This is a genomic window from Pedococcus soli, from assembly GCF_054782575.1.
In genome coordinates this window covers 406,615-425,271 of sequence record NZ_BAAGSF010000006.1, presented here as the reverse complement: position 1 = coordinate 425,271, position 18,657 = coordinate 406,615, and the positions used below count along the sequence as shown (strand labels likewise).

21 protein-coding genes and 1 tRNA gene are annotated in these 18,657 nt (G+C 71.8%); 12 read left to right on the top strand and 10 right to left on the bottom strand.

Going from position 1 to position 18,657, the window contains the following annotated elements; genetic code table 11:
- Positions 1-27: 27 nt before the first annotated feature.
- A complete protein-coding gene (locus ACYVKF_RS17330) occupies positions 28-795 on the bottom strand; it encodes an SDR family NAD(P)-dependent oxidoreductase (RefSeq protein WP_056919079.1) in 768 nt (255 codons plus the stop codon).
- 157 nt (positions 796-952) lie between these two features.
- Between ACYVKF_RS17330 and ACYVKF_RS17325 the strand changes: the two genes are divergently transcribed.
- The gene (locus tag ACYVKF_RS17325) at positions 953-1,177 is read left to right on the top strand and encodes a hypothetical protein (RefSeq protein ID WP_056914540.1); all 225 of its coding nucleotides are present in this window, start codon (positions 953-955) and stop codon (positions 1,175-1,177) included.
- 12 nt (positions 1,178-1,189) lie between these two features.
- On the opposite strand, the gene ACYVKF_RS17320 is transcribed toward ACYVKF_RS17325, so the two are convergent.
- From ACYVKF_RS17320 to ACYVKF_RS17285, 8 genes are all read right to left on the bottom strand, one after another.
- The gene (locus ACYVKF_RS17320; RefSeq protein WP_460968049.1) at positions 1,190-2,032 is read right to left on the bottom strand and encodes a hypothetical protein; all 843 of its coding nucleotides are present in this window, start codon (positions 2,030-2,032) and stop codon (positions 1,190-1,192) included.
- Positions 2,029-2,775, bottom strand: coding sequence for a hypothetical protein (locus tag ACYVKF_RS17315; protein ID WP_460968048.1), 747 nt, complete (start codon positions 2,773-2,775; stop codon positions 2,029-2,031). Before ACYVKF_RS17315 ends, ACYVKF_RS17320 begins: the two co-directional genes overlap by 4 nt.
- A 16-nt stretch (positions 2,776-2,791) precedes the next feature.
- Complete coding sequence (locus ACYVKF_RS17310; RefSeq protein ID WP_460968046.1) at positions 2,792-3,715, bottom strand: peptidoglycan-binding protein; 924 nt, start codon at positions 3,713-3,715, stop codon at positions 2,792-2,794.
- On the bottom strand, positions 3,712-4,740 hold the full coding sequence (locus tag ACYVKF_RS17305; protein ID WP_460968044.1) for a lipase family protein: 1,029 nt from the start codon (positions 4,738-4,740) through the stop codon (positions 3,712-3,714). Before ACYVKF_RS17305 ends, ACYVKF_RS17310 begins: the two co-directional genes overlap by 4 nt.
- Positions 4,737-5,756, bottom strand: coding sequence for a trypsin-like serine peptidase (locus ACYVKF_RS17300; RefSeq protein ID WP_056914535.1), 1,020 nt, complete (start codon positions 5,754-5,756; stop codon positions 4,737-4,739). Before ACYVKF_RS17300 ends, ACYVKF_RS17305 begins: the two co-directional genes overlap by 4 nt.
- A 169-nt stretch (positions 5,757-5,925) precedes the next feature.
- Positions 5,926-6,573, bottom strand: a complete 648-nt coding sequence (locus ACYVKF_RS17295; RefSeq protein ID WP_460968042.1) for an FMN reductase — start codon at positions 6,571-6,573, stop codon at positions 5,926-5,928.
- Positions 6,570-7,661, bottom strand: a complete 1,092-nt coding sequence (locus tag ACYVKF_RS17290) for a CE1758 family FMN-dependent luciferase-like monooxygenase (protein ID WP_460968040.1) — start codon at positions 7,659-7,661, stop codon at positions 6,570-6,572. Before ACYVKF_RS17290 ends, ACYVKF_RS17295 begins: the two co-directional genes overlap by 4 nt.
- Positions 7,662-7,755: 94 nt before the next feature.
- Positions 7,756-8,946 (bottom strand): CapA family protein, encoded by a 1,191-nt coding sequence (locus ACYVKF_RS17285; protein ID WP_460968038.1) that lies wholly within the window; start codon positions 8,944-8,946, stop codon positions 7,756-7,758.
- 35 nt (positions 8,947-8,981) lie between these two features.
- Here ACYVKF_RS17285 and ACYVKF_RS17280 point away from each other — a divergent pair, with 35 nt between their 5' ends.
- The 11 genes from ACYVKF_RS17280 to ACYVKF_RS17230 all read left to right on the top strand — a co-directional run bounded on the left by ACYVKF_RS17280 (position 8,982) and on the right by ACYVKF_RS17230 (position 16,730).
- Positions 8,982-10,028, top strand: coding sequence for a chorismate-binding protein (locus ACYVKF_RS17280; RefSeq protein WP_460968036.1), 1,047 nt, complete (start codon positions 8,982-8,984; stop codon positions 10,026-10,028).
- Positions 10,025-10,867 carry an aminotransferase class IV gene (locus ACYVKF_RS17275; protein ID WP_460968034.1) on the top strand — a complete coding sequence of 281 codons (843 nt, stop codon included), beginning with the start codon at positions 10,025-10,027 and terminating at the stop codon, positions 10,865-10,867. The genes ACYVKF_RS17280 and ACYVKF_RS17275 overlap by 4 nt, the downstream gene beginning before the upstream one ends.
- The gene (locus ACYVKF_RS17270; protein WP_460968032.1) at positions 10,864-11,373 is read left to right on the top strand and encodes a TIGR02611 family protein; all 510 of its coding nucleotides are present in this window, start codon (positions 10,864-10,866) and stop codon (positions 11,371-11,373) included. Before ACYVKF_RS17275 ends, ACYVKF_RS17270 begins: the two co-directional genes overlap by 4 nt.
- 85 nt (positions 11,374-11,458) lie before the next feature.
- A tRNA-Val gene (locus ACYVKF_RS17265) sits at positions 11,459-11,535 on the top strand.
- Between the two features lie 176 nt (positions 11,536-11,711).
- A complete protein-coding gene (locus ACYVKF_RS17260) occupies positions 11,712-12,101 on the top strand; it encodes a hypothetical protein (protein ID WP_460968030.1) in 390 nt (129 codons plus the stop codon).
- Positions 12,102-12,179: 78 nt separating this feature from the next.
- Positions 12,180-12,932, top strand: coding sequence for a dienelactone hydrolase family protein (locus tag ACYVKF_RS17255; protein WP_460968029.1), 753 nt, complete (start codon positions 12,180-12,182; stop codon positions 12,930-12,932).
- 1 nt (position 12,933) lies between these two features.
- Positions 12,934-13,194: a DUF6295 family protein gene (locus tag ACYVKF_RS17250; protein WP_056914528.1), complete on the top strand. Its 261-nt coding sequence runs from the start codon at positions 12,934-12,936 to the stop codon at positions 13,192-13,194.
- Complete coding sequence (locus tag ACYVKF_RS17245) at positions 13,194-13,547, top strand: hypothetical protein (RefSeq protein WP_460968027.1); 354 nt, start codon at positions 13,194-13,196, stop codon at positions 13,545-13,547. Before ACYVKF_RS17250 ends, ACYVKF_RS17245 begins: the two co-directional genes overlap by 1 nt.
- 32 nt (positions 13,548-13,579) lie before the next feature.
- Positions 13,580-14,998 (top strand): FAD-binding oxidoreductase, encoded by a 1,419-nt coding sequence (locus ACYVKF_RS17240; RefSeq protein WP_460968025.1) that lies wholly within the window; start codon positions 13,580-13,582, stop codon positions 14,996-14,998.
- Positions 14,995-16,308: a class I SAM-dependent methyltransferase gene (locus ACYVKF_RS17235; protein WP_056914525.1), complete on the top strand. Its 1,314-nt coding sequence runs from the start codon at positions 14,995-14,997 to the stop codon at positions 16,306-16,308. The genes ACYVKF_RS17240 and ACYVKF_RS17235 overlap by 4 nt, the downstream gene beginning before the upstream one ends.
- Positions 16,308-16,730, top strand: a complete 423-nt coding sequence (locus ACYVKF_RS17230; RefSeq protein WP_056917087.1) for a VOC family protein — start codon at positions 16,308-16,310, stop codon at positions 16,728-16,730. The genes ACYVKF_RS17235 and ACYVKF_RS17230 overlap by 1 nt, the downstream gene beginning before the upstream one ends.
- On the opposite strand, the gene ACYVKF_RS17225 is transcribed toward ACYVKF_RS17230, so the two are convergent.
- Positions 16,727-18,643, bottom strand: coding sequence for an acyl-CoA dehydrogenase family protein (locus ACYVKF_RS17225; RefSeq protein WP_460968022.1), 1,917 nt, complete (start codon positions 18,641-18,643; stop codon positions 16,727-16,729). The two genes, ACYVKF_RS17230 and ACYVKF_RS17225, sit on opposite strands and share 4 nt — an antisense overlap.
- Positions 18,644-18,657: the final 14 nt, after the last annotated feature.

Genomic DNA, 18,657 nt, shown 5'->3' with positions numbered 1-18,657 from the left:
CTGACGGTGTGGGTGGATGGGGATGGGTCAGAACGTGGTGTACCCGCCGTCGGCCACGAGGACCGACCCCGTGACGAACGACGACGCGTCGCTGGCGAGGAAGACCACGGCGGGCGCGAGCTCCTCGACGGTGCCGTAGCGCCGCATCGGTGCGTCCTCGATCCAGTGCTGGCGGAACTTCGGGTCGTCGACCGGTGACATGTCGGTCTTGATGTAGCCGGGGGCGAGGGCGTTGACCCGGACTCCGTGCGGCGCCCACTCGGCGGCGAGGCTGCGGGTCAGGTGGTGGACCGCGGCCTTCGAGGCGTTGTACGCGGGCTGCCACTGTGGTCGGTTGACGATGAAGCCCGACATCGAGCCGATGTTGACGATCGACCCGGACCCCTCGGCGACGAAGTGACGACCGAACGTCTGCGAGCAGGTCCACACGGCGTCGACGTTGACCGCCATGACGGCCCGCCAGTCCTCCGGCGTGACGTCCAGGGCGGGCGCGTGGACGCAGGCACCGGCGTTGTTGACGAGGATGTCGACCCGCCCGAAGGCTGCGAGCGTCGCGTCGAGCACGCGTTGGACGTCGTCGGGCACGGTGACGTCGGCCTCGACGAACTCGGTGCGGATGTCCTTGGCGCGCAACGTCGCGAGCACACCCTCCGCTGCGGACACGTCACGTCCGACGAGGACCACGCTGGCGCCGGCGTCCCCGAGCGCCTCGGCGAACCCGGCACCGAGCCCGCGCGTCCCTCCGGTCACGACGGCGACGCGGCCCGCGAGGGAGAAACGCTCCAGTGCACTCATGCGAGCCAATCTATGGGGCAGCGCGTATCAGGGCGAGGGGTGTGGACCTCCTGTCTCGTGACGGCGACGACGACGAGCGTGGGAGCGGACGATGACGATCCTCGGCAAGCTCTGAAACCCGCGCGACACCGGGGGCCACGCGCCATACCCTCACGGCATGGCAGGACGACCGGAGGGGTTCGCGTTCGAGCGACGCGGCGAAGAGGTCGTGGTGACGCACCACGGCCGACTCGCCTCCGTGCTGCGCGGACGTCGCGCGGCGGAGTTCCTCGAGGACGCGCAGCGCGGTGACCCGCAGGAGCTCATGGCGCGGGTGACCGGGAACTACCGGCGCGGCAACGAGCGCCGGGCCCGGCAGCACCCCCGCAACCGCGACCGCTGAGCCGGGGGGCGTTCAGGGGGCGAGGAACTGGACCCGCGTGCTGTCGTTCCACCGCACGACGATGGTCGCGCTGCCGGGCCGGTGCGGGCAGGGGGAGACCTGCTCGGAGCAGGGGACGAGGAACATCCGGTCGCCGTTCTGGACCAGCAGGCGCAGCCCTCGGTACCGGTAGCGGAAGGTCTGTCCCTCCTCGACCGGCAACGCCGTCTCGGTGATGTCGGGGCTGCGCAGGTACAACCGTTCGCGGGTGTCGACGACGACCCGCGGGAGGTCCTCGAGGTGCCCCGCCTGCTCCTGTGCCAGTCCCGTCCCCGACCACTGGGCCACGGTGGCGTTGGCCCAGAAGACGGCTGCCGCCACGGTGATCCAGAGGGCGACCCGCAGCCGGATCGAGCTCCCACGCAACCCCAGGGTGTACGCCGTGACGGTGCCTCCCAGCGCCATGAGGACTGGCGTGACCAGGGGGTAGTACGGCCACCGGCCGACCATGGCGTAGGCGAACAGCAGCACGAGCCCGGCGGCGAGGAGCCCCATTCCGACGGCGAGGGCGAGCGAGGCGCGTCGCGTCAGTCGCGGCGCGAGCCAGCGGTTCGCGGCGATGGCACCGGCCACCAGCAGGACCAGGACGAGCAGCGGCACGAGCAGCGGACCCGGGCTGCGCATGACGAAGCTCTGGGTCGAGAGCCCGATCGTGTCGACGTCCAGCCCGAAGTAGAGGTACTGCGCCCGGGTCGAGACGTAGCCGAAGTAGAACAGCAGGGTGCTCAGTGCGGTGGCGGGCGCCACGATGTTGCCGGCCACGCTGTAGACGCGGTCCCACGAGACCCCGCGGCCCGGCTCGTCGGCGGCCATCATCCGCCGTCGGTCGTGGCGTCCGTGCCCTTGTCGGTGCCCGAGTCGCTGCTCGTGTCGGTGCTGGCATCGCCGGACCCGGGCGGCAGCTGCGGCACGTTGAGCGACACCGAGAGCTGCTGCTCGTTCGCGAGCGCGCCGACGAAGTGCCGGCACGTCGCCGAGGTCGGGTCGGGACAGAAGACGAGGCCGGCGAAGCCGAGCGAGGGGTTCGCGTCCTGGGCGACGTCGCCGGTGGCCCGGACGGGGAGGTCGCACTGCAGGGCCGATGTCCGGAAGACATAGTGCAGGCAGCTCGGGCGTTCCGAGCCGCACCCCTGGTCGACCGCCTCGAACGACGCGGGGTCGAACAGCACCCGGGTGATCTCGATGCCGGTTCCCCGCGGGATCTGCCCGTCGGGACTGGCGATCCACGTGACGTGGGCGCACTGGAGCCGGGGGTCGTCACCGTCGTCCTGCGCATCGCCGCCGATGGGGAGCCTGGCCACCGCGATCGCCGGGGCGTCGTCCGAGGTCGAGCTGTCGGAGCTGTCCGGGGTCGTGGGCTCGGGTTCGGGGGAGTCGAAGGTCTCGCTGTCCCCGGACGCCTGCGAGGAGCCGTTGCCGGGGTCGCCGGCTGCGGTCGCACCACCCGAGCCACTGCTCGCCGCGCACCCACCCAGCAGGAGCACCCCGACGGCCAGCACCGCCGCCGCGTGCGACCGGGCAGGTCGTGACGTGCGGTGCGAAGCGCGGTGCGTCCTCATCACGGGTCGTCCGTCCCTAGGTCACCGGAGTGGTCCAGAGCGCGGACCACGTCCTCGGCCCGACCTCACCGTCCACCTCGAGCCCCTTGTCCTGCTGGAACCCGCGGACGACCCGGTCGGTCACGGGCCCGAACTCGCCGTCGGCGTCGAGCTCCCACCCGCGCTGGACGAGGCGGCGCTGGAGGGCCAGCACCCCCGGGCCGGTGGACCCCTTCCTCATCAGTCCCGGGAACGGCGGGGGCGTCCCCACCGGGGCTCGGGCGGTCCCGCGGGAGGCCGTCGCGGCGTCACCACGGCCCTGCGTGGCAGCCGCCTTGGTGAGTGGCACCGCTCCCGAGTACGCGGGGTAGCCATAGCCCACGATGAAGCGGGTCGCGCGGTCGTGGACCCAGACGCCGTCGCTCTTGCCGGGGATGGCGGCGTTGCCCTCGATCGTGCGGACGCGTCCGTTCGCGAGGGGTTCGACGACGAGCCCGATGTGGTCGATGGCGTCGATCCGGCGACCGCCGTCCCAGTCGAAGAACACCGCGGCGCCCGGACGGGGTTCGTGGCCGAACCGCCCTTGGCCGTCCCACCACCGCGCGCACGCCACGGTGGAGGCGAACTTGCCGAGCAGGTCGTAGTCGCCGGCCACCCCGAACCCCACGCGGGACACGAAGATGTTGCACCAGGCGACACCGTTCCAGCCGTACTGCGCCCCGAACGGCTGCCGGTTGCTGCCGACCGGGTCCTCGATGGTCCCGCGGTGGCGCAGGGCCTCGGCGAGGACCGCACCGGCCAGGCCCGCGGCCTCGTGCTCGCCGGGTGAGGGGAGCTCGACCGCGTCCTGGTCGGGGACCTCGCCGTCGCCCTCCTTGGGGCCGTTGTCGGTCTGCACGGGCTCGTCCTCGGGCTCACCGAGGCTGTTGGTGTGGACGTCCGTCCCCTCGGTCGAGGTCATGGAGCCTCCTGCGCCGCACCGACCGCGTCGAGGACGGCCGCCGCGACGTCGGGGTCCGACAGGTAGTCCTGGATGGAGTGCGGGTCCGAGGGGTTCTGCGCCCGTTCGTCCCGCATCGCGTCACTGCCCGGTGCGAACAAGGGGGTCAGCGGGTGCACCAGCGCCACGACGTCGTGCTCGTCGTAGGCGTTGAGCCACTTGAGCGTTCCACCGACCGGTTCGATCACCCCCGGTATGCCGCGGTTCGCGTCCCCTTCGGCGCCGCCCCACAGGTTCCGCTTCACGACCGCGTACCCGTCAGGGGAGCCGGCCGTGACCAGCAGCCGCACGCGAGGTCCGGGGGTGTAGCGCTGCAGGGCGTCGTAGGCCACACAGCTGCCGAGGCTGTGGCCGACGACGACGAGGTCGGTGTGGCCGTCGGCCGAGGCCTGCGCGATGGCGGCGGACACGACCTCCTGGACGGCGTCCCGCATGGCGTCGTCCTCGAGGTAGTAGGCCACGTCGGACAGGAACCTCGTGATGATCGCCTGCGGCGCACCGGTCTTGTCGCTGATGAAGCGCAACGCCTCCCGCACGACCTTGGGGCGCAGCAGGTCGCCCCACGACGCCTCCTCGCCGCTGGCCCGGGCCTTCTCCACGTCCCGGGCAGCACCGGCCAGCTCGGGGTCGGTCTGTTCCAGCCGGCGGGAGGCGACGAAGCCGATCTCGGCGGCGCCGTCGAGCAGGAGGTCTTCCCCGGTGGCCTTCGCCCGGGCGGCGACGTCGAGCCCCTCGAGCTGTGGCGCCGTTCCACCGGCCTTCTCGTGGGCGGCGATCCGGTCCGCGAGGACGTTGCCGTAGTAGGGGAAGTAGACGGCGCCGGCGTCGGGCTGGGCCCGTCCGGCGAGGGTCGCCCCCTTGGCGAGCCCGGCCAGCCACTCGCGCTTCTTGCGGGCGACGTAGTCGGCGACCGCGGCGTCGCTGCGGTCGCTCCCCGCAGGCATCTGCTGGCTGCGACCGTGGATGAGGAGCAGGGCGGTGCTCATATGTTTCCTCCCAGTCCGAGCATCTGGCCGACGAGGTCCTTGGCCTCGGTGCCGTTGCTCTCGTCGAGGGTCCGCGCGCGGAGGTCGGCGACCAGTGCGGAGACCCGGATTCCCTTGTTGGCGACCCAGACCCGTTTGGACTCCGGCGTCTCGTCGGTGGCGAGGTTGCCCTCGGCGTCGACGTACTGGTTCTGCGCGTTGCGTTTCTGCTCGCTGGCGTGGTGGAGGGCCACGAGCTCCCACGTGTCGCTGAGGACGGGTGACCCGGACGAGCCCGGCTCCGTGTCGGCGCCATAGAGGACGAAGGTGTCGTCGACGACCTCGAGCAGCAGGTTGTTGCGGACGCAGATCTCCCGTGTGCGACCCGACGGGTGCTGGATCACGTTGACGTTCTGGCCCACCACGATCTTGCCCACGCCGCCGTGCAGCGGGATCGAACCGAACTGCTGACCCGGGGGCTGGCCGTCCAGCGGCGCCACGGCGACGACCGTGTAGTCGAGGGCATCGCGGGGGCTCGTCACGAAGCAGCGCTCGGGCTGCAGGGCGACCTTGCGCGGGGTGATGTTGCCGTCGGCGTCCTCGACGTAGCGGAACCACGCCACCGACCCGGAGGCCGTCTCGGGTGAGTCGATGACGTGGTTGTTGGTCATCAGCAGCCAGGGCGACACGAGGAACCCCGTGCCGAGCTCGCTGGTGGTGTTGATCTTCGCCACGGCGTCGGCCTTGGTCGCGCCGGTGCTCAGCCACGCCCCGGCGAGGAAGTCGGCGTTCTGGAAGATCCGCTCGAGGGCCGCATCGACGTCGGGCGCCGCGGCGTCCTTGGCGACCGGCTCCCCGCGGCGCCGGGCGAACGCCTTCTTGCGGGCGAGCGGCTCGCTGCGCCAAGCCTGTCCGGGCTGCGCCGCGACCGCGCTGATGCGTGCGAGCGTCTCGGGGCCGAGCCGGAGCTCGGGCTCCCCACGTGGTCCGTGCCGGTCGCCTTCGTTCGGCTCCGGCAGCGCACTGACGACTGCCATCTCTGCCCACCTCCGTGTGGTGATCCTGTCCACGGCACGAGTCGGAGGAATTCGCTGCGGATGACTCAGGGTGCGCCCGGTGGCAGCGCGGCGGCATCAGCAATCTGACGTAGCGGATACCGGCGTTTCCGTGCTGCTACCGGGGCACAAGCGACATCCCGGCGTGGGTTCAGCGGGCCAACAGCTCCTCGAACGGCACCGGGTCGGCGAGCTCGGTGCCGTTGCGGGCCGGTGCCGCCGCAGCAGCACGCCCCGACACGAGGTCGGCGAGCTCGGCCGCGGCGACCTCGACACGGGTGGACAGCCCCTGGCCCGGGTCGCCACCGCCCCAGTCCTCGGACGCCGCGAACACACCCGTCGGGACCGTCACGGCCTTGAGGTAGGCGAACATCGGACGCATCGCGTGCTCGAGGACCAGGGAGTGGCGGGCAGTGCCTGCGGTGGCCGCCATCAGCACCGGGGTGCCCCGCAGGGAACCCTCGTCGAGGACGTCGAAGAAGGTCTTGAACAGGCCGCTGTAGGACGCCTGGAACACCGGCGTCACCGCGATCACGGCGTCGGCCGAGGCGACGGCGTCGACGGCCTCACGCAGCGCACCGCTGGGGAAGCCGGTGAGGAGCGCGTTCGCCAGGTCGTGGGCGTGCTCACGGAGGTCGACCACGTCGACGGTCGCCTCCTGCCCGCGCTCGAGCAGCGCGTCGCGGGTGGCGGCGGCGAGCCGCTCGCCGAGCAGGCGGGTCGACGACGGCTGTCCGAGGCCCGCCTGGACCACCACGACCCGGCGTGGGCTCGACTGGGACGACAGGGGACTCGTCATCGGGAGACCTCCAGGGATCGGGCCGCGGCGAGGCGGCTGGCGTGGGTCGGGGCGTCCGGCACGTGGGCCGGCCTGCGGGCGGCGGCGATCCTGCGCAGCTCGGGGACGACCTGCGTGCCGAGGATCTCGACCTGCTCCATCACGGTCGAGTGCGGCAGCCCCGCGTGGTCGATGAGGAAGAGCTGGCGCTGGTAGTCGCCGACGGAGTCGGCCATCGCGGCATACCGCTCGATGACCTGCTGGGGCGAACCCACCGTGAGGGGCGTCTCCCGGCTGAACTCCTCCAGCGACGGGCCGTGGCCGTAGACGGGCGCGTTGTCGAAGTACGGGCGGAACTCCCGCACCGCGTCCTGGCTGTTGGCCCGCATGAAGACCTGCCCACCGAGGCCGACGATGGCCTGGTCGGCCGAGCCGTGGCCGTAGTGCTCGAAGCGGCGACGGTAGAGCGCGACCATCTGACGGGTGTGGCTCATCGGCCAGAAGATGTTGTTGTGGAAGAAGCCGTCGCCGTAGTAGGCCGCCTGCTCGGCGATCTCGGGGCTGCGGATCGAGCCGTGCCAGACGAACGGCGCGATGCCGTCGAGCGGGCGCGGGGTGGCGGTGAAGGACTGCAACGGGGTGCGGTACTTGCCCTCCCAGGTGACGACGTCCTCGGTCCAGAGCCGGCGCAGCAGCGCGTAGTTCTCCACGGCGAGGGCGATGCCGTCGCGGATGTCCTTGCCGAACCACGGGTACACCGGGCCGGTGTTGCCGCGGCCCATCATGAGGTCGACACGACCGTCGGCGAGGTGCTGCAGCGTCGCGTAGTCCTCGGCGATCTTCACGGGGTCGTTCGTCGTGATGAGGGTCGTCGAGGTGGACAGCAGCAGCCGCGAGGTCTGGGCGGCGATGAACCCCAGCGTCGTGGTGGGGGAGGACGGCACGAACGGGGGGTTGTGGTGCTCACCGGTCGCGAAGACGTCCAGGCCGACCTGCTCGACGTGCTTGGCGAGCTCGACGGTGTCCTTGATGCGCTGGTGCTCGCTGACGGTGGTGCCCGTGGTGGGGTCGGTGGTCAGGTCGCCGACGGTGAAGATCCCGAACTGCATCGGTCTCGCCTCTCGTGTAGGTAGTTGCGAATTCAACTACATCAACCCGCGAGGTGTCACATCCATTCCCCGCGCACGGGGTGCGCGGCGCACGTCAGCTCGGCCGGGACTCGAGCCCGGTGCACGCGTTCGCCTGCTCCCAGAGCCCGTGGAGCCGCTTGGTGTCCGCAGCCCCCGGACGACGGGGTATGCCGTCACTGCCGATGAGCATGGGCGTCCAGCTCGCGGTGCGCACCACGCTGTGGCCGTTCGACCCGGTGCCCTTCGCGGCCTTGACGTCCAGGGACAAGGTGAGCACGCCGGACCGGGAGTCCGGCTCCTTGCTGCGCCACCACACGAAGTTGCCGAGCCCGTACGCGACGTAGGAGCGCCCGAGCCACCCGGCGCCGTTGACCCGGTGGGAGTGGCCGCCGACGATGATGTCGGCTCCTGCCTCCTCGAGGACCTGCGCGGTCTCCGCGGACAGCGGGTCGGGGCACTTCTGGTAGTCCAGTCCCCAGTGCAGGAAGACCACGACCACGTCGTACTTCCTGGACGCTGCGGCAACGGCCCTGCGCAGCCGGGTCACCGGGGCGGCGCTGGCGATGCCGCCCTTGCCCGGTCCGGCCGAGTAGCGCGAGAGGGTCATCTCGAAGACCTCGGAGGCGCCGAAGACAGCGACCCGCAGGCCCTTGGCCGACAGGACCGCCGGGGCGAAGGCCTCGTCCTCGTCGGCGCCGATGCCCACGACCGGGATGGGGCTCGTCCGCTTCGCGGCGAGGGTGTCCTGCAGCCCGACCGGTCCGTAGTCCACGCCGTGGTTGTTGGCCATGCTCACGGCGTCGACCCCGGCGCCCTGCACGGTCCTCAGCGCCGAGGCGGGGGCCCGGAAGTGGAACTCCTTGCCGATCTTCGTCCCTCGCGTCGTGATCGCCGTCTCCAGGTTGACCATGGCGAGGTCGGCGGCGCCGAGGGAGTCCTGCAGCTCGGCGAGGCCGTCGGGACGTGACGCCAGGGGGGCGAGGTAGTCCTCGAAGTGGACGTCCCCGGCGAACGCCATCGTCAGGGTGTTCGGGTCGCTCGGCCGGGCGGCCGTGGTGGAGCTGGGCGACGCCGTCGTCGACGACGTCCCGGGCGCGCGCGTCGTGGTCGTGGCGGACGTGCCGCTTGCACTCGGGGTCCCGCCGGGGCGGGTGCTCGGGCTGCCCGTCCGGCTGGTGGCGGTCCCGTCGGAGGCGCCCGCGGAGCAGGAGGCCGTGAGCGTGACCGCGAGGGCGGCAGCGGTGACCGCTGCGAGTGGGCGCATGAGCGCCGAGTGTAGGTCGCCCTAGGATCGCCATCGTGGAGGCGGCCGCATCGGGACATGGGCGGTTCGGGTCGCTCGTCGCGACCGGGCCCGTCGAGGTGCATCGGGACCTGTCCGGGCTGGAGGCGCTCGACGGCCTGGGCTCGGGGTTCTGGGCCGTGGTCGCCGAGTTCGAGGGGTCGGTCACTGCCGTGCGGTTCGCCCACGTGACGCGTCAGCCGCCGAAGGCGCGCACCGTGCCGTGGGTGCCGCTGCGCGGGGAGTGGGGCACCAGCCTCGACGAGGCGGGCTACCTCGCAGGGGTGCGGGAGATCCGCGACCGCATCGCCGCCGGCACCGTCTACCAGGTCAACCTCTGCCGGGTGATGTCGCACGAGCTGGCCGAGGAGGCCGACCTCGACGGCCTGGCGCAGCTGCTCGCGCGGGGCAACCCCGCGCCATACGCCTCGCGCATCCACGTGCCGGACGCGGGACTCGACGTCGTGTGCGCGAGCCCGGAGGCGTTCCTGCTGCGCGACGGTGACCAGCTGGAGTCGCGGCCCATCAAGGGCACCGCGACCCACCTCGAGGCGATGCTGCCCAAGGACTACGCCGAGAACGTCATGATCGTCGACCTGGTCCGCAACGACCTGTCGCACGTCAGCCGCCCCGGCACCGTGCGGGTCGACCACCTCTGCGCACCGGAGGAGCACCCCGGTCTCGTGCACCTCGTGTCGACGGTCTCCGGCGAGCTGCGTCCCGGGGCGAGCTGGGAGGACGTCATGGCCGCCACCTTCCCACCCGGGTCGGTGTCCGGCGCACCGAAACACACTGCCCTGCAGGCCATCGCCGACCTCGAACCGGTCCCTCGCGGTCCGTACTGCGGGGCAGTCGGGTGGGTCGACGCCGATGCGGGCACGGCGGATCTCGCCGTCGGCATCCGGACGTTCTGGGCAGAGCGGGGTGCGGACGGACGACGGTGGTTGCGGTTCGGTACCGGGGCAGGCATCACGTGGGGATCGGACCCCGCGGGTGAGTGGGAGGAGACCCGGGTCAAGGCCGCACGGCTGGTCGGGCTCGCATCTGGGAGGGTGGACGCATGAGCAGCGTGAGGGTCTGGGTCAACGGTCGGCTGACAGGGGTGGACGAGCCGTCCATCGCGGCGCTCGACCACGGGGTGACCGTCGGGGACGGGGCGTTCGAGACCGCGAAGGTCGACCACGGGCAGGTGTTCGCGGCCACCCGCCACGCCCGTCGGCTCGACCGCACGATGGCCGGGCTCGGCCTGCCGCCGGCCGACCACGACCGCCTCGCCGAAGGCATCGATGCGGTGCTGTCCGCGGGCGACCCGATCGAGTTCGGTCGGCTGCGCTACTCCGTCACCGGAGGAGCCGGCCCACTCGGGTCCGACCGGGACGACAGCCCACTCACGTACATCGTCACCGCCGGCGCCCAACCGCGACCGCCGGCGAACGCCTCGGTCGCCGTCACCCCGTGGACGCGCAACGAGCGCTCCGCCGTCGCCGGCCTCAAGACGACCTCGTATGCCGAGAACGTCGTCGCCCTCGCGTACGCCAAGGAGCGCGGGGCGATCGAGGCGGTGTTCGCGAACACCCGTGGGGAGCTGTGCGAGTGCACCGGGTCCAACATCTTCGTCGTCGTCGACGGGGTGCTGCGCACGCCGCCCCTGGACTCCGGCTGCCTGGCCGGTATCACCCGCGAGGTCACCATCGAGTGGTGCCGTGAGGACGGGATGGAGGTCGTCGAGGAGGCCCTGCCGCTGGACGTCCTCGACAGCGCCGACGAGGTGTTCATCACGAGCAGCACCAAGGACGTCCTGCCGATCAACGCCGTCGACGACCGCACCCTCGAGGTGGGGCCGGTGACCCGGCGCGCGGCCGAGGTGTTCGCCCGGCTCTGTCAGGAGAGAATGGATCCGTGACCGACCAGACACGGGGCCGCACCCCCGAGGCCAGGCAGGACCAGCAGCAGTCGCCCTCCGACGAACGACGCCGGTCACGAGACCGGGAGAACGACCGGGAGAACGACCGGGAGAAGGACTGGGAGTGGCGGCGCAAGATCCGCTCGAACCCCCACAGCCACCGCATCTACAAGTGGGTCGTGGGGATCGTCGGCGCCCTCGTCACCATCGCCGGACTGATCGCCGTGCCCGCTCCGGGACCCGGCTGGCTGATCGTCTTCGTCGGCATCGGCATCCTGGCGTCGGAGTTCGAGTGGGCCCAGCGGCTGCTCGACTGGGGCAAGGCGCGCCTCGCCGACTGGAACGACTGGATCGGCCCCAAGCCTCTCTGGGTCAAGGGGCTCGTCGGGCTCCTGACCGCAGCGCTGGTGGCGCTCGTGTTCTACGGGCTGTTCCTCCTGTCGGGCGTGCCCGGGTTCCTGCCGGACGTCATCGAGGACTGGCTGAACTCCCTGCCCGGCCTCTGACCCGCCGGCGACGCCCCGACAGACCCCCGGATTTCGCCCATCGCACCCGCTCCCGCTATTCTTCGGCAGGCCCGCAAGGGCACCTGGACGTGTAGCTCAGTTGGTTAGAGCGTTCGCTTCACACGCGAGAGGCCATGGGTTCGAGTCCCTTCACGTCCACCAGGTCGGCACCAGCCGCCCACGCCGTCCGTCGAAGCCCTTCCCGTTCCGGGGAGGGCTTCGACGCGTTGCGGGTGGGTTCCGCGGCAGGTTCCGCGGCGGTTCCGGATCCCCGGGCGGTCTCGTGGCGTCATACTCGTCGCCGCCGCAGGGAGCGGCCACGAACCGGGGGGGAAGCCATGACCGAGCCAGGAACACCCGCACCAGAGCCCCAGCACCCTGCAGCCACACCACCCACGCCGCCACCCACCCGGACGGTGGACCTCGGGTCGCCCCCGCGCGAGCCCCTCCGGCTGCCGGTGTGGATGGTCATCGCCCTGGTGATCATCCTGTTCACCTCGTGCTCGGCCGCCAGCGACGCGAGCGACGCCGCGGACAGCGCGAGACGAGCGGCCAGCCTGGCCGGGGACACCGGCAGCGGCACCACGACCCTCGACGAGGTCCAGGCCATGTGCCAGCTCCTCGGGGCGGTGGCCGTCAAGCAGGAGATCGACCTCGACCAGGTCTTCGAGGGCACGACCACGGGGACGAGCTGCCAGGCGGTGGCGCAGCAGGCCGCCCACCCCTGACGGCGGGTCCTCCGGTGGAGGCGGTCCGGACGAGGGGAGGGGCGCGGCGGCGAGCAACCGAGGAATAGCATCCGGAGGGTGAGCGACTCGATGCACACCACAACCATCCGGATCGCCGGCGCCGACGGCGACGAGATCGAGGCCTACCTCGCCCGGCCCGACGGCGACGCCCCCCGCGGCGGGGTCGTGGTGATCCACCACATGCCCGGCTACGACCGGGCCACCAAGGAGATCGTGCGCCGGTTCGCCGAGCTGGGGTACGACGCGATCTGCCCGAACCTCTACTGGCGCGAGGCTCCCGGCGCCGACCCGTCCGACGCGGCCGCGACCGCCCGGGCGAACGGCGGGGTCCCGGATGCGCGGCTCGTCGGCGACGTCGGTGGTGCCGCGGCACACCTGCGGTCACTCCCGAGCAGCAACGGGAAGGTCGGTGTCATCGGGTACTGCTCCGGCGGCCGCCAGAGCGTCCTGGCCGCCTGCCACCTCGACGTCGACGCGGCGGTGGACTGCTACGGGGCGTTCGTCACGGGCACGCCGCCGGAGGGGTTCCCGCTCAAGGTGACCAACCTCGTGGACCAGCTCCCCGGACTGCGCGCCCCGCTGCTCGGCCTCTTCGGAGCGGACGACAAGACCCCCAGCCCCGAGCACGTCGCCGAGCTCGACACGCGCCTGACCGAGCTGGGGAAGCCGCACGAGTTCCACTCCTACGAGGGCGCGCCGCACGCGTTCTTCGCGGTGGACCGACCGTCCTACCGGCCCGAGGCCGCCAACGACGGCTGGGAACGCATCGCCGCCTTCTTCGCCACCCACCTCTCCACGCAAGGGGCCTGACGTGTGTACGTACGCCACCGTGACCGAGTCCGTCGACGGCAGCGCCAAGGGCCCGGGAGGCCAGTGGTTCCACGTCAGCGACGCGACCGTCTACTACGACCACCCCGTCCACGCCATGGCCGAGCACACCCTCAACATCGACCTGGCCGACCCTTCGAGAGGACCGGGGCAGCGGGTCGCGGTCGAGCTGACCCGTGCGTCGGCCACCCGGCTCCGCGATGCCATCGACACCGCCCTGGCGTCGGCACCCGAGGGGGTCTGATGGCGACGCCGACGGTCCAGAGCCTGCACACGTACCCCGTCAAGGGCGAGCCCGGCCTCACGCTCGAGGCCGTCGTCGTCGACGACGCGGGTCTGGAGGGCGACCGCCGCAAGAAGGCACCCGTTCAGGTCATCGCCGCCGAGGACGTCCGCGACGACACGCGGGCCAACGTGGTCGTCACGCTGGCCTCGGCCGACCTCGCCGCGACCGTGGGCTCGGTGCTGCGCGTGGGGGAGGTCGTGCTCGACGTCATCGGCCCCGCCGGCGGCTGCCCCGGGGTGTATGCCGCCGTGAGCCGCCGCGGCACGGTGCGGGTGGGGGACCCCGTGACCACGGATCAAGAACCCGCGTGACGACTGTTGCACGCGCGGCATAAGGTCGAGCCGTGGTCAGCTTGACGACGACAACGGGGCAGGGGCGGTCGGCACCGCTTCCGATGGTGCCTGCGGCCGCGCACGAGGCCGCCGTCGCACGGCTGGCGGCGAGCTACCGCGCCATACCGGCCGATGCCACGGTGCGGCTCGCGAAGAAGACGTCCAACCTGTTCCGGGCCCGGGCCAGGACCGACGCCCCCGGCCTGGACGTCTCCGGGCTCGGTGGCGTGCTGTCGGTCGACCCGGTCGCCCGCACGGCCGACGTCCAGGGCATGTGCACGTACGCCGACCTCGTGGACGCCACGCTCGCGCACGGGCTGGCACCGCTCGTCGTCCCGCAGCTGAAGACGATCACCCTCGGCGGAGCAGTCACGGGACTGGGCATCGAGTCGACGTCGTTCCGCAGCGGGCTGCCGCACGAGTCCGTGCTCGAGATGGACATCCTCACGGGCAGCGGCGAGATCGTGACCGCCCGCCCCGAGGGGGAGCACGCGGACCTGTTCCACGGCTTCCCCAACTCCTACGGGACGCTCGGGTACGCCACCCGGCTGCGCATCTCCCTGGAGGAGGTCGATGCGGCGGTGGCGCTGCGGCACCTGCGGTTCCACGACCTCGAGTCGCTCGTCACGGCGATGGGTGCCGTCGTCGACACCGGGGAGCACAAGGGGGAGCGGGTCGACTACCTCGACGGCGTGGTGTTCTCGGCCACCGAGGCCTACCTCACGCTGGGGCGGCGCTCACCCCTCACGGGGGCGCCCAGCGACTACACCGGCATGGACGTCTACTACCGGTCGATCCAGCACGACGGTGCTCGCCCGCACACCGACCTGCTCACCACCCACGACTACCTGTGGCGCTGGGACACCGACTGGTTCTGGTGCAGCAGGGCGTTCGGGGTGCAGCGGCCGGGCATCCGTCGGCTGTGGCCGAAGCGGTTCCGCAACAGCGCGTCCTACTGGAAGCTCATCGCGCTCGACCACCGGTTCGACGTGGCCGACCGGCTCGAGGCCCGGAAGGGCCGGCCACCGCGCGAACGCGTCGTGCAGGACATCGAGGTGCCGCTCGGGCGCACGGCCGAGTTCGTCGAGTGGTTCCTGCGCGAGGTGCCGATCGAGCCGATCTGGCTCTGCCCCGTGCGCAGCTCCGGCAGCTGGCCCCTGTACCCCCTGCGGCCCGGGGAGACGTACGTCAACGTCGGGTTCTGGTCCAGCGTCCCCCGCGACCCTGACGACCCCGGCGCGACCAACCGCCTCATCGAGGCGAAGGTCACCGAGCTCGACGGCCACAAGTCCCTCTACTCCGACTCCTACTACGACGAGGGTGAGTTCTGGCAGCACTACGGCGGCGCGACGTACGCGGCGCTCAAGGCCAGGTACGACCCCCGTTCCCGACTGCTCGATCTCTACTCCAAGGCGGTGCGACGCACATGACGATCCTCAAGAGCAACCGACCCGACTCCGACGTCCTCCCGGCAAAGCTGTCGATGGCCCAGATCCTCGATGCCGTGACCTCGGGGGAGATGCCGTTGCGGTTCACCGCCTACGACGGCTCCCGTACCGGCCCCGAGGACGCCGAGTTCGGCCTCGACCTGCGGACCCCGCGCGGTGCCAGCTACCTCGCGACGGCACCCGGGGACCTCGGTATGGCGCGCGCCTACGTCGCCGGGGACCTCGACCTCATCGGGGTCCACCCCGGTGACCCCTACCCGCTGCTCGCGGCGATGGGCGAGGTGCACTTCCAGATGCCGGCGCCGAAGACCGCTGCGGCGATCGCCCGGTCGCTCGGGGTGGAGCTGCTCAAGCCCCCGCCGCCGCCGCCCCAGGAGTCCCTGCCGAGGTGGCGTCGAGTCGCCGAGGGGCTGCGGCACACCCGGACCCGTGACGCCGAGGCGATCCACCATCACTACGACGTCTCGAACGCGTTCTACGAGCGTGTCCTCGGCCCGTCGATGACGTACACCTGCGCGGCGTACCCGCAGGACTCCTCGACGCTGGAGGAGGCGCAGGAGAACAAGTACCGCCTCGTCTTCGACAAGCTGCGGCTCAAGCCCGGTGACCGGTTGCTCGACATCGGCTGTGGCTGGGGCGGCATGGTGCGGTATGCCGCGCGGCGCGGGGTCCGCGTCATCGGCGCCACCCTGTCGGCCGAGCAGGCCCAGTGGGCCCAGGAGGCGATCGAGCGCGAGGGGCTGGCGCACCTGGCCGAGGTCCGCCACACCGACTACCGCGACGTCGCGGAGACGGGCTTCGACGCGATCTCCTCGATCGGCCTCACCGAGCACATCGGCGTGCGCAACTACCCGTCGTACTTCCGCTTCATCGAGGACCGGCTGCGCCCGGGTGGCCTGCTGCTCAACCACTGCATCACCCGTCCCGACAACAGGCGCACCTCCACCGGGGCGTTCATCGACCGCTACGTGTTCCCCGACGGTGAGCTGACCGGCTCCGGCACGATCATCGCCGCGATCCAGGACGTCGGCGGGCTCGAGGTGCGCCACGAGGAGAACCTGCGCGAGCACTACGCCCGCACCCTCGCGGGGTGGTGCGACAACCTGCGGGACAACTGGGACGCCTGCGTGGCGGAGGTGGGCGAGGCCACGGCCCGCGTCTGGGGCCTCTACATGGCGGGGTCGCGACTGGGGTTCGAGCGCAACGTCGTCCAGCTCCACCAGGTGCTGGCGGTCAAGCTCGGTGACAAGGGTGCGGCAGGTCTTCCGCTGCGACCGTGGTGGGACGGCTGATGGACCAGCGGATCTCGCTGGTCACCCTCGGCGTGGGCGACCTCGCCCGTGCCGAGGCGTTCTACACGGCGCTCGGCTGGCGCCGGGGCAACGACGAGGACGAGGTGGCGTTCTTCCAGTGCGGTGGCATCGTCCTCGCGCTCTGGGACCGCACCGCCCTGGCCGAGGACTCGGTGGTCACCGATGACGGCGGCTGGGGCGGGGTGACGCTGGCGCTCAACGTCGCCAGCCCTGCAGAGGTCGACTCCGTCCTCGAGGAGGCCCGCGCAGCCGGGGCCACCATCGGCCGCGGCGGCGCCGACACGGTATGGGGCGGGTACTCCGGCATCTTCGTCGACCCCGAGGGCCACCCCTGGGAGGTCGCCCACAACCCGTTCTGGACCGTCACCGACGACGGCCGCACGCTGCTGCGCGCCCCCTAGTCCAGCGGAGCGAGCAGCTCGGTCCCCAGCCACTCCTTTGGGATGCCGAACGCGTCGACCAGCTCCTGGGCGTGCGGTCGCAGGGTCGCGCAGAGGTCGTTGACCGCGGCGGTCACCTGCTTGCTCCGGGCCGGGGTGATCCGGCCGTGCTCGAGGTACCAGCCCTTGTCGGCCTCGATCTGGCTCAGCGCGTAGAGGTCGCACACGGTGGAGAGCATCGCCGCCGCCGTGCGGTCCTCGCAGGCGTCGATGCCGGCGACAAAGGCCTCGAGGATGGTGCGGTCGACGTGGGCGCGGGCCGCCTCGACGACGTGGTCCTGGGCGAGGTTGAAGACCTCGAAGAGGTCGGCGCCCGGCTTGCCCGCCTTGCGCAGCCGCAGGGCGAGGGTCTCGAGCAGGTGCCGCTCGCGGTCCTCGAACAGCGCCAGCTGCCAACCGCGGTCGGTGGGCCCCTTCTCGCTGTCGCGTCCCGGCGCCGCGGCGACCAGGCGCTCGACCAACCCGCGGGCAGCCGTGCGCTCGATGACGGCCCCGGCGAACTGGCGGGCCCCGAAGCGCACCATCCCAAGGGTGTCGAGGTTGCCGAAGCTGTCGCGGTAGTCGGTCAGCAGGCCCTTGGCGACGAGCTGGAGCAGCACCGTGTTGTCGCCCTCGAAGGTCGTGAACACGTCGGTGTCGGCCTTGAGCGCGGGCAGCCGGTTGACGGCGAGGTACCCCGCGCCACCGCAGGCCTCCCGGCACATCTGGATGGTCGTGGTGGCGTGGGCCGTGGAGACCGCCTTGATGCCGGCGGCACGGGCCTCGAGCTCGCGCTGGCCGTGCTCGTCGACCTCGTCGGGAGCGCTCTGGACGTCGTGCATCAACGAGAGGAGCTCGTTCTGGGCGAGCTGGAGGGCGTAGGACTTCGCGAGGGCCGGGAGGAGCTTGCGCTGGTGGGCCCGGTAGTCGAGCAGGACGACCTCGTCCTCGGCGCCGGGCGGGGTGAACTGGCGGCGGTGACCGGCATACGTCACGGCGAGGGTGAGCGCGGTCCGCGTGGCCGAGCCCGCGGCACCGGCGACGCTGACCCGGCCGCGGACGAGGGTGCCGAGCATGGTGAAGAAACGGCGGGTCGAGTTCTCGATGGGGGAGGTGTACCGCCCCTGGTCGTCGATGTCGCCGTACCGGTTGAGCAGGTTGGTGCGCGGCACCCGGACGTGGTCGAAGGACAGCCGGCCGTTGTCCACGCCCGCCAGGCCCGCCTTGGCCCCGCAGTCGCCGATGGTGACGCCGGGCAGGGGCGTGCCGTCCTCGTCGCGGATGGGCACGAGGACGCAGTGCACGCCGTGGCTCTCACCGTCGGTGATGAGCTGGGCGAAGACCGCGGCGAGCCGGCCGTCGCGGGCGGCGCCGCCGATGTAGTCCTTGCGGCTGCGCAGGTCGGGCGTGTTGACGACGAGCTCGTCGGTCGCGGGGTCGTACGTCGCCGTGGTGCCGAGCGACTGCACGTCGGAGCCGTGCCCGGTCTCCGTCATCGCGAAGCAGCCCGGGAGCGTGGCGTCGATGATGCGAGGCAGGTATGCCGCGTGGTGCGCGGCGGTGCCGAGGTTGGCCACCGCGCCACCGAAGAGGCCCCAGTGCACGCCGGCCTTGACCATGACCGACAGGTCGGCGTGGCCGAGCATCTCGAACGCCGTCACCGACCCGCCGAGGTCGCCGTTGCCGCCGGCCTCCTTGGGGAAGCCGCGCGCGGGGTGACCGGTCGCGGCGATCTTCTGGACCTGGTCGGCGACCCGCGCGCGGTACTCCTCCATGGTCAGCTCCGCCTCGGGGGCGGCGAAGTCGCTGGGGGACAGGTCGGTGCGGGCCTCGTCCTTGATGTGGGCCCACCGCCCGTCGAGGGCGCGGCGCAGCTCGGTGGCGAGGTCGGTCATGGTGGCTCCTTGGA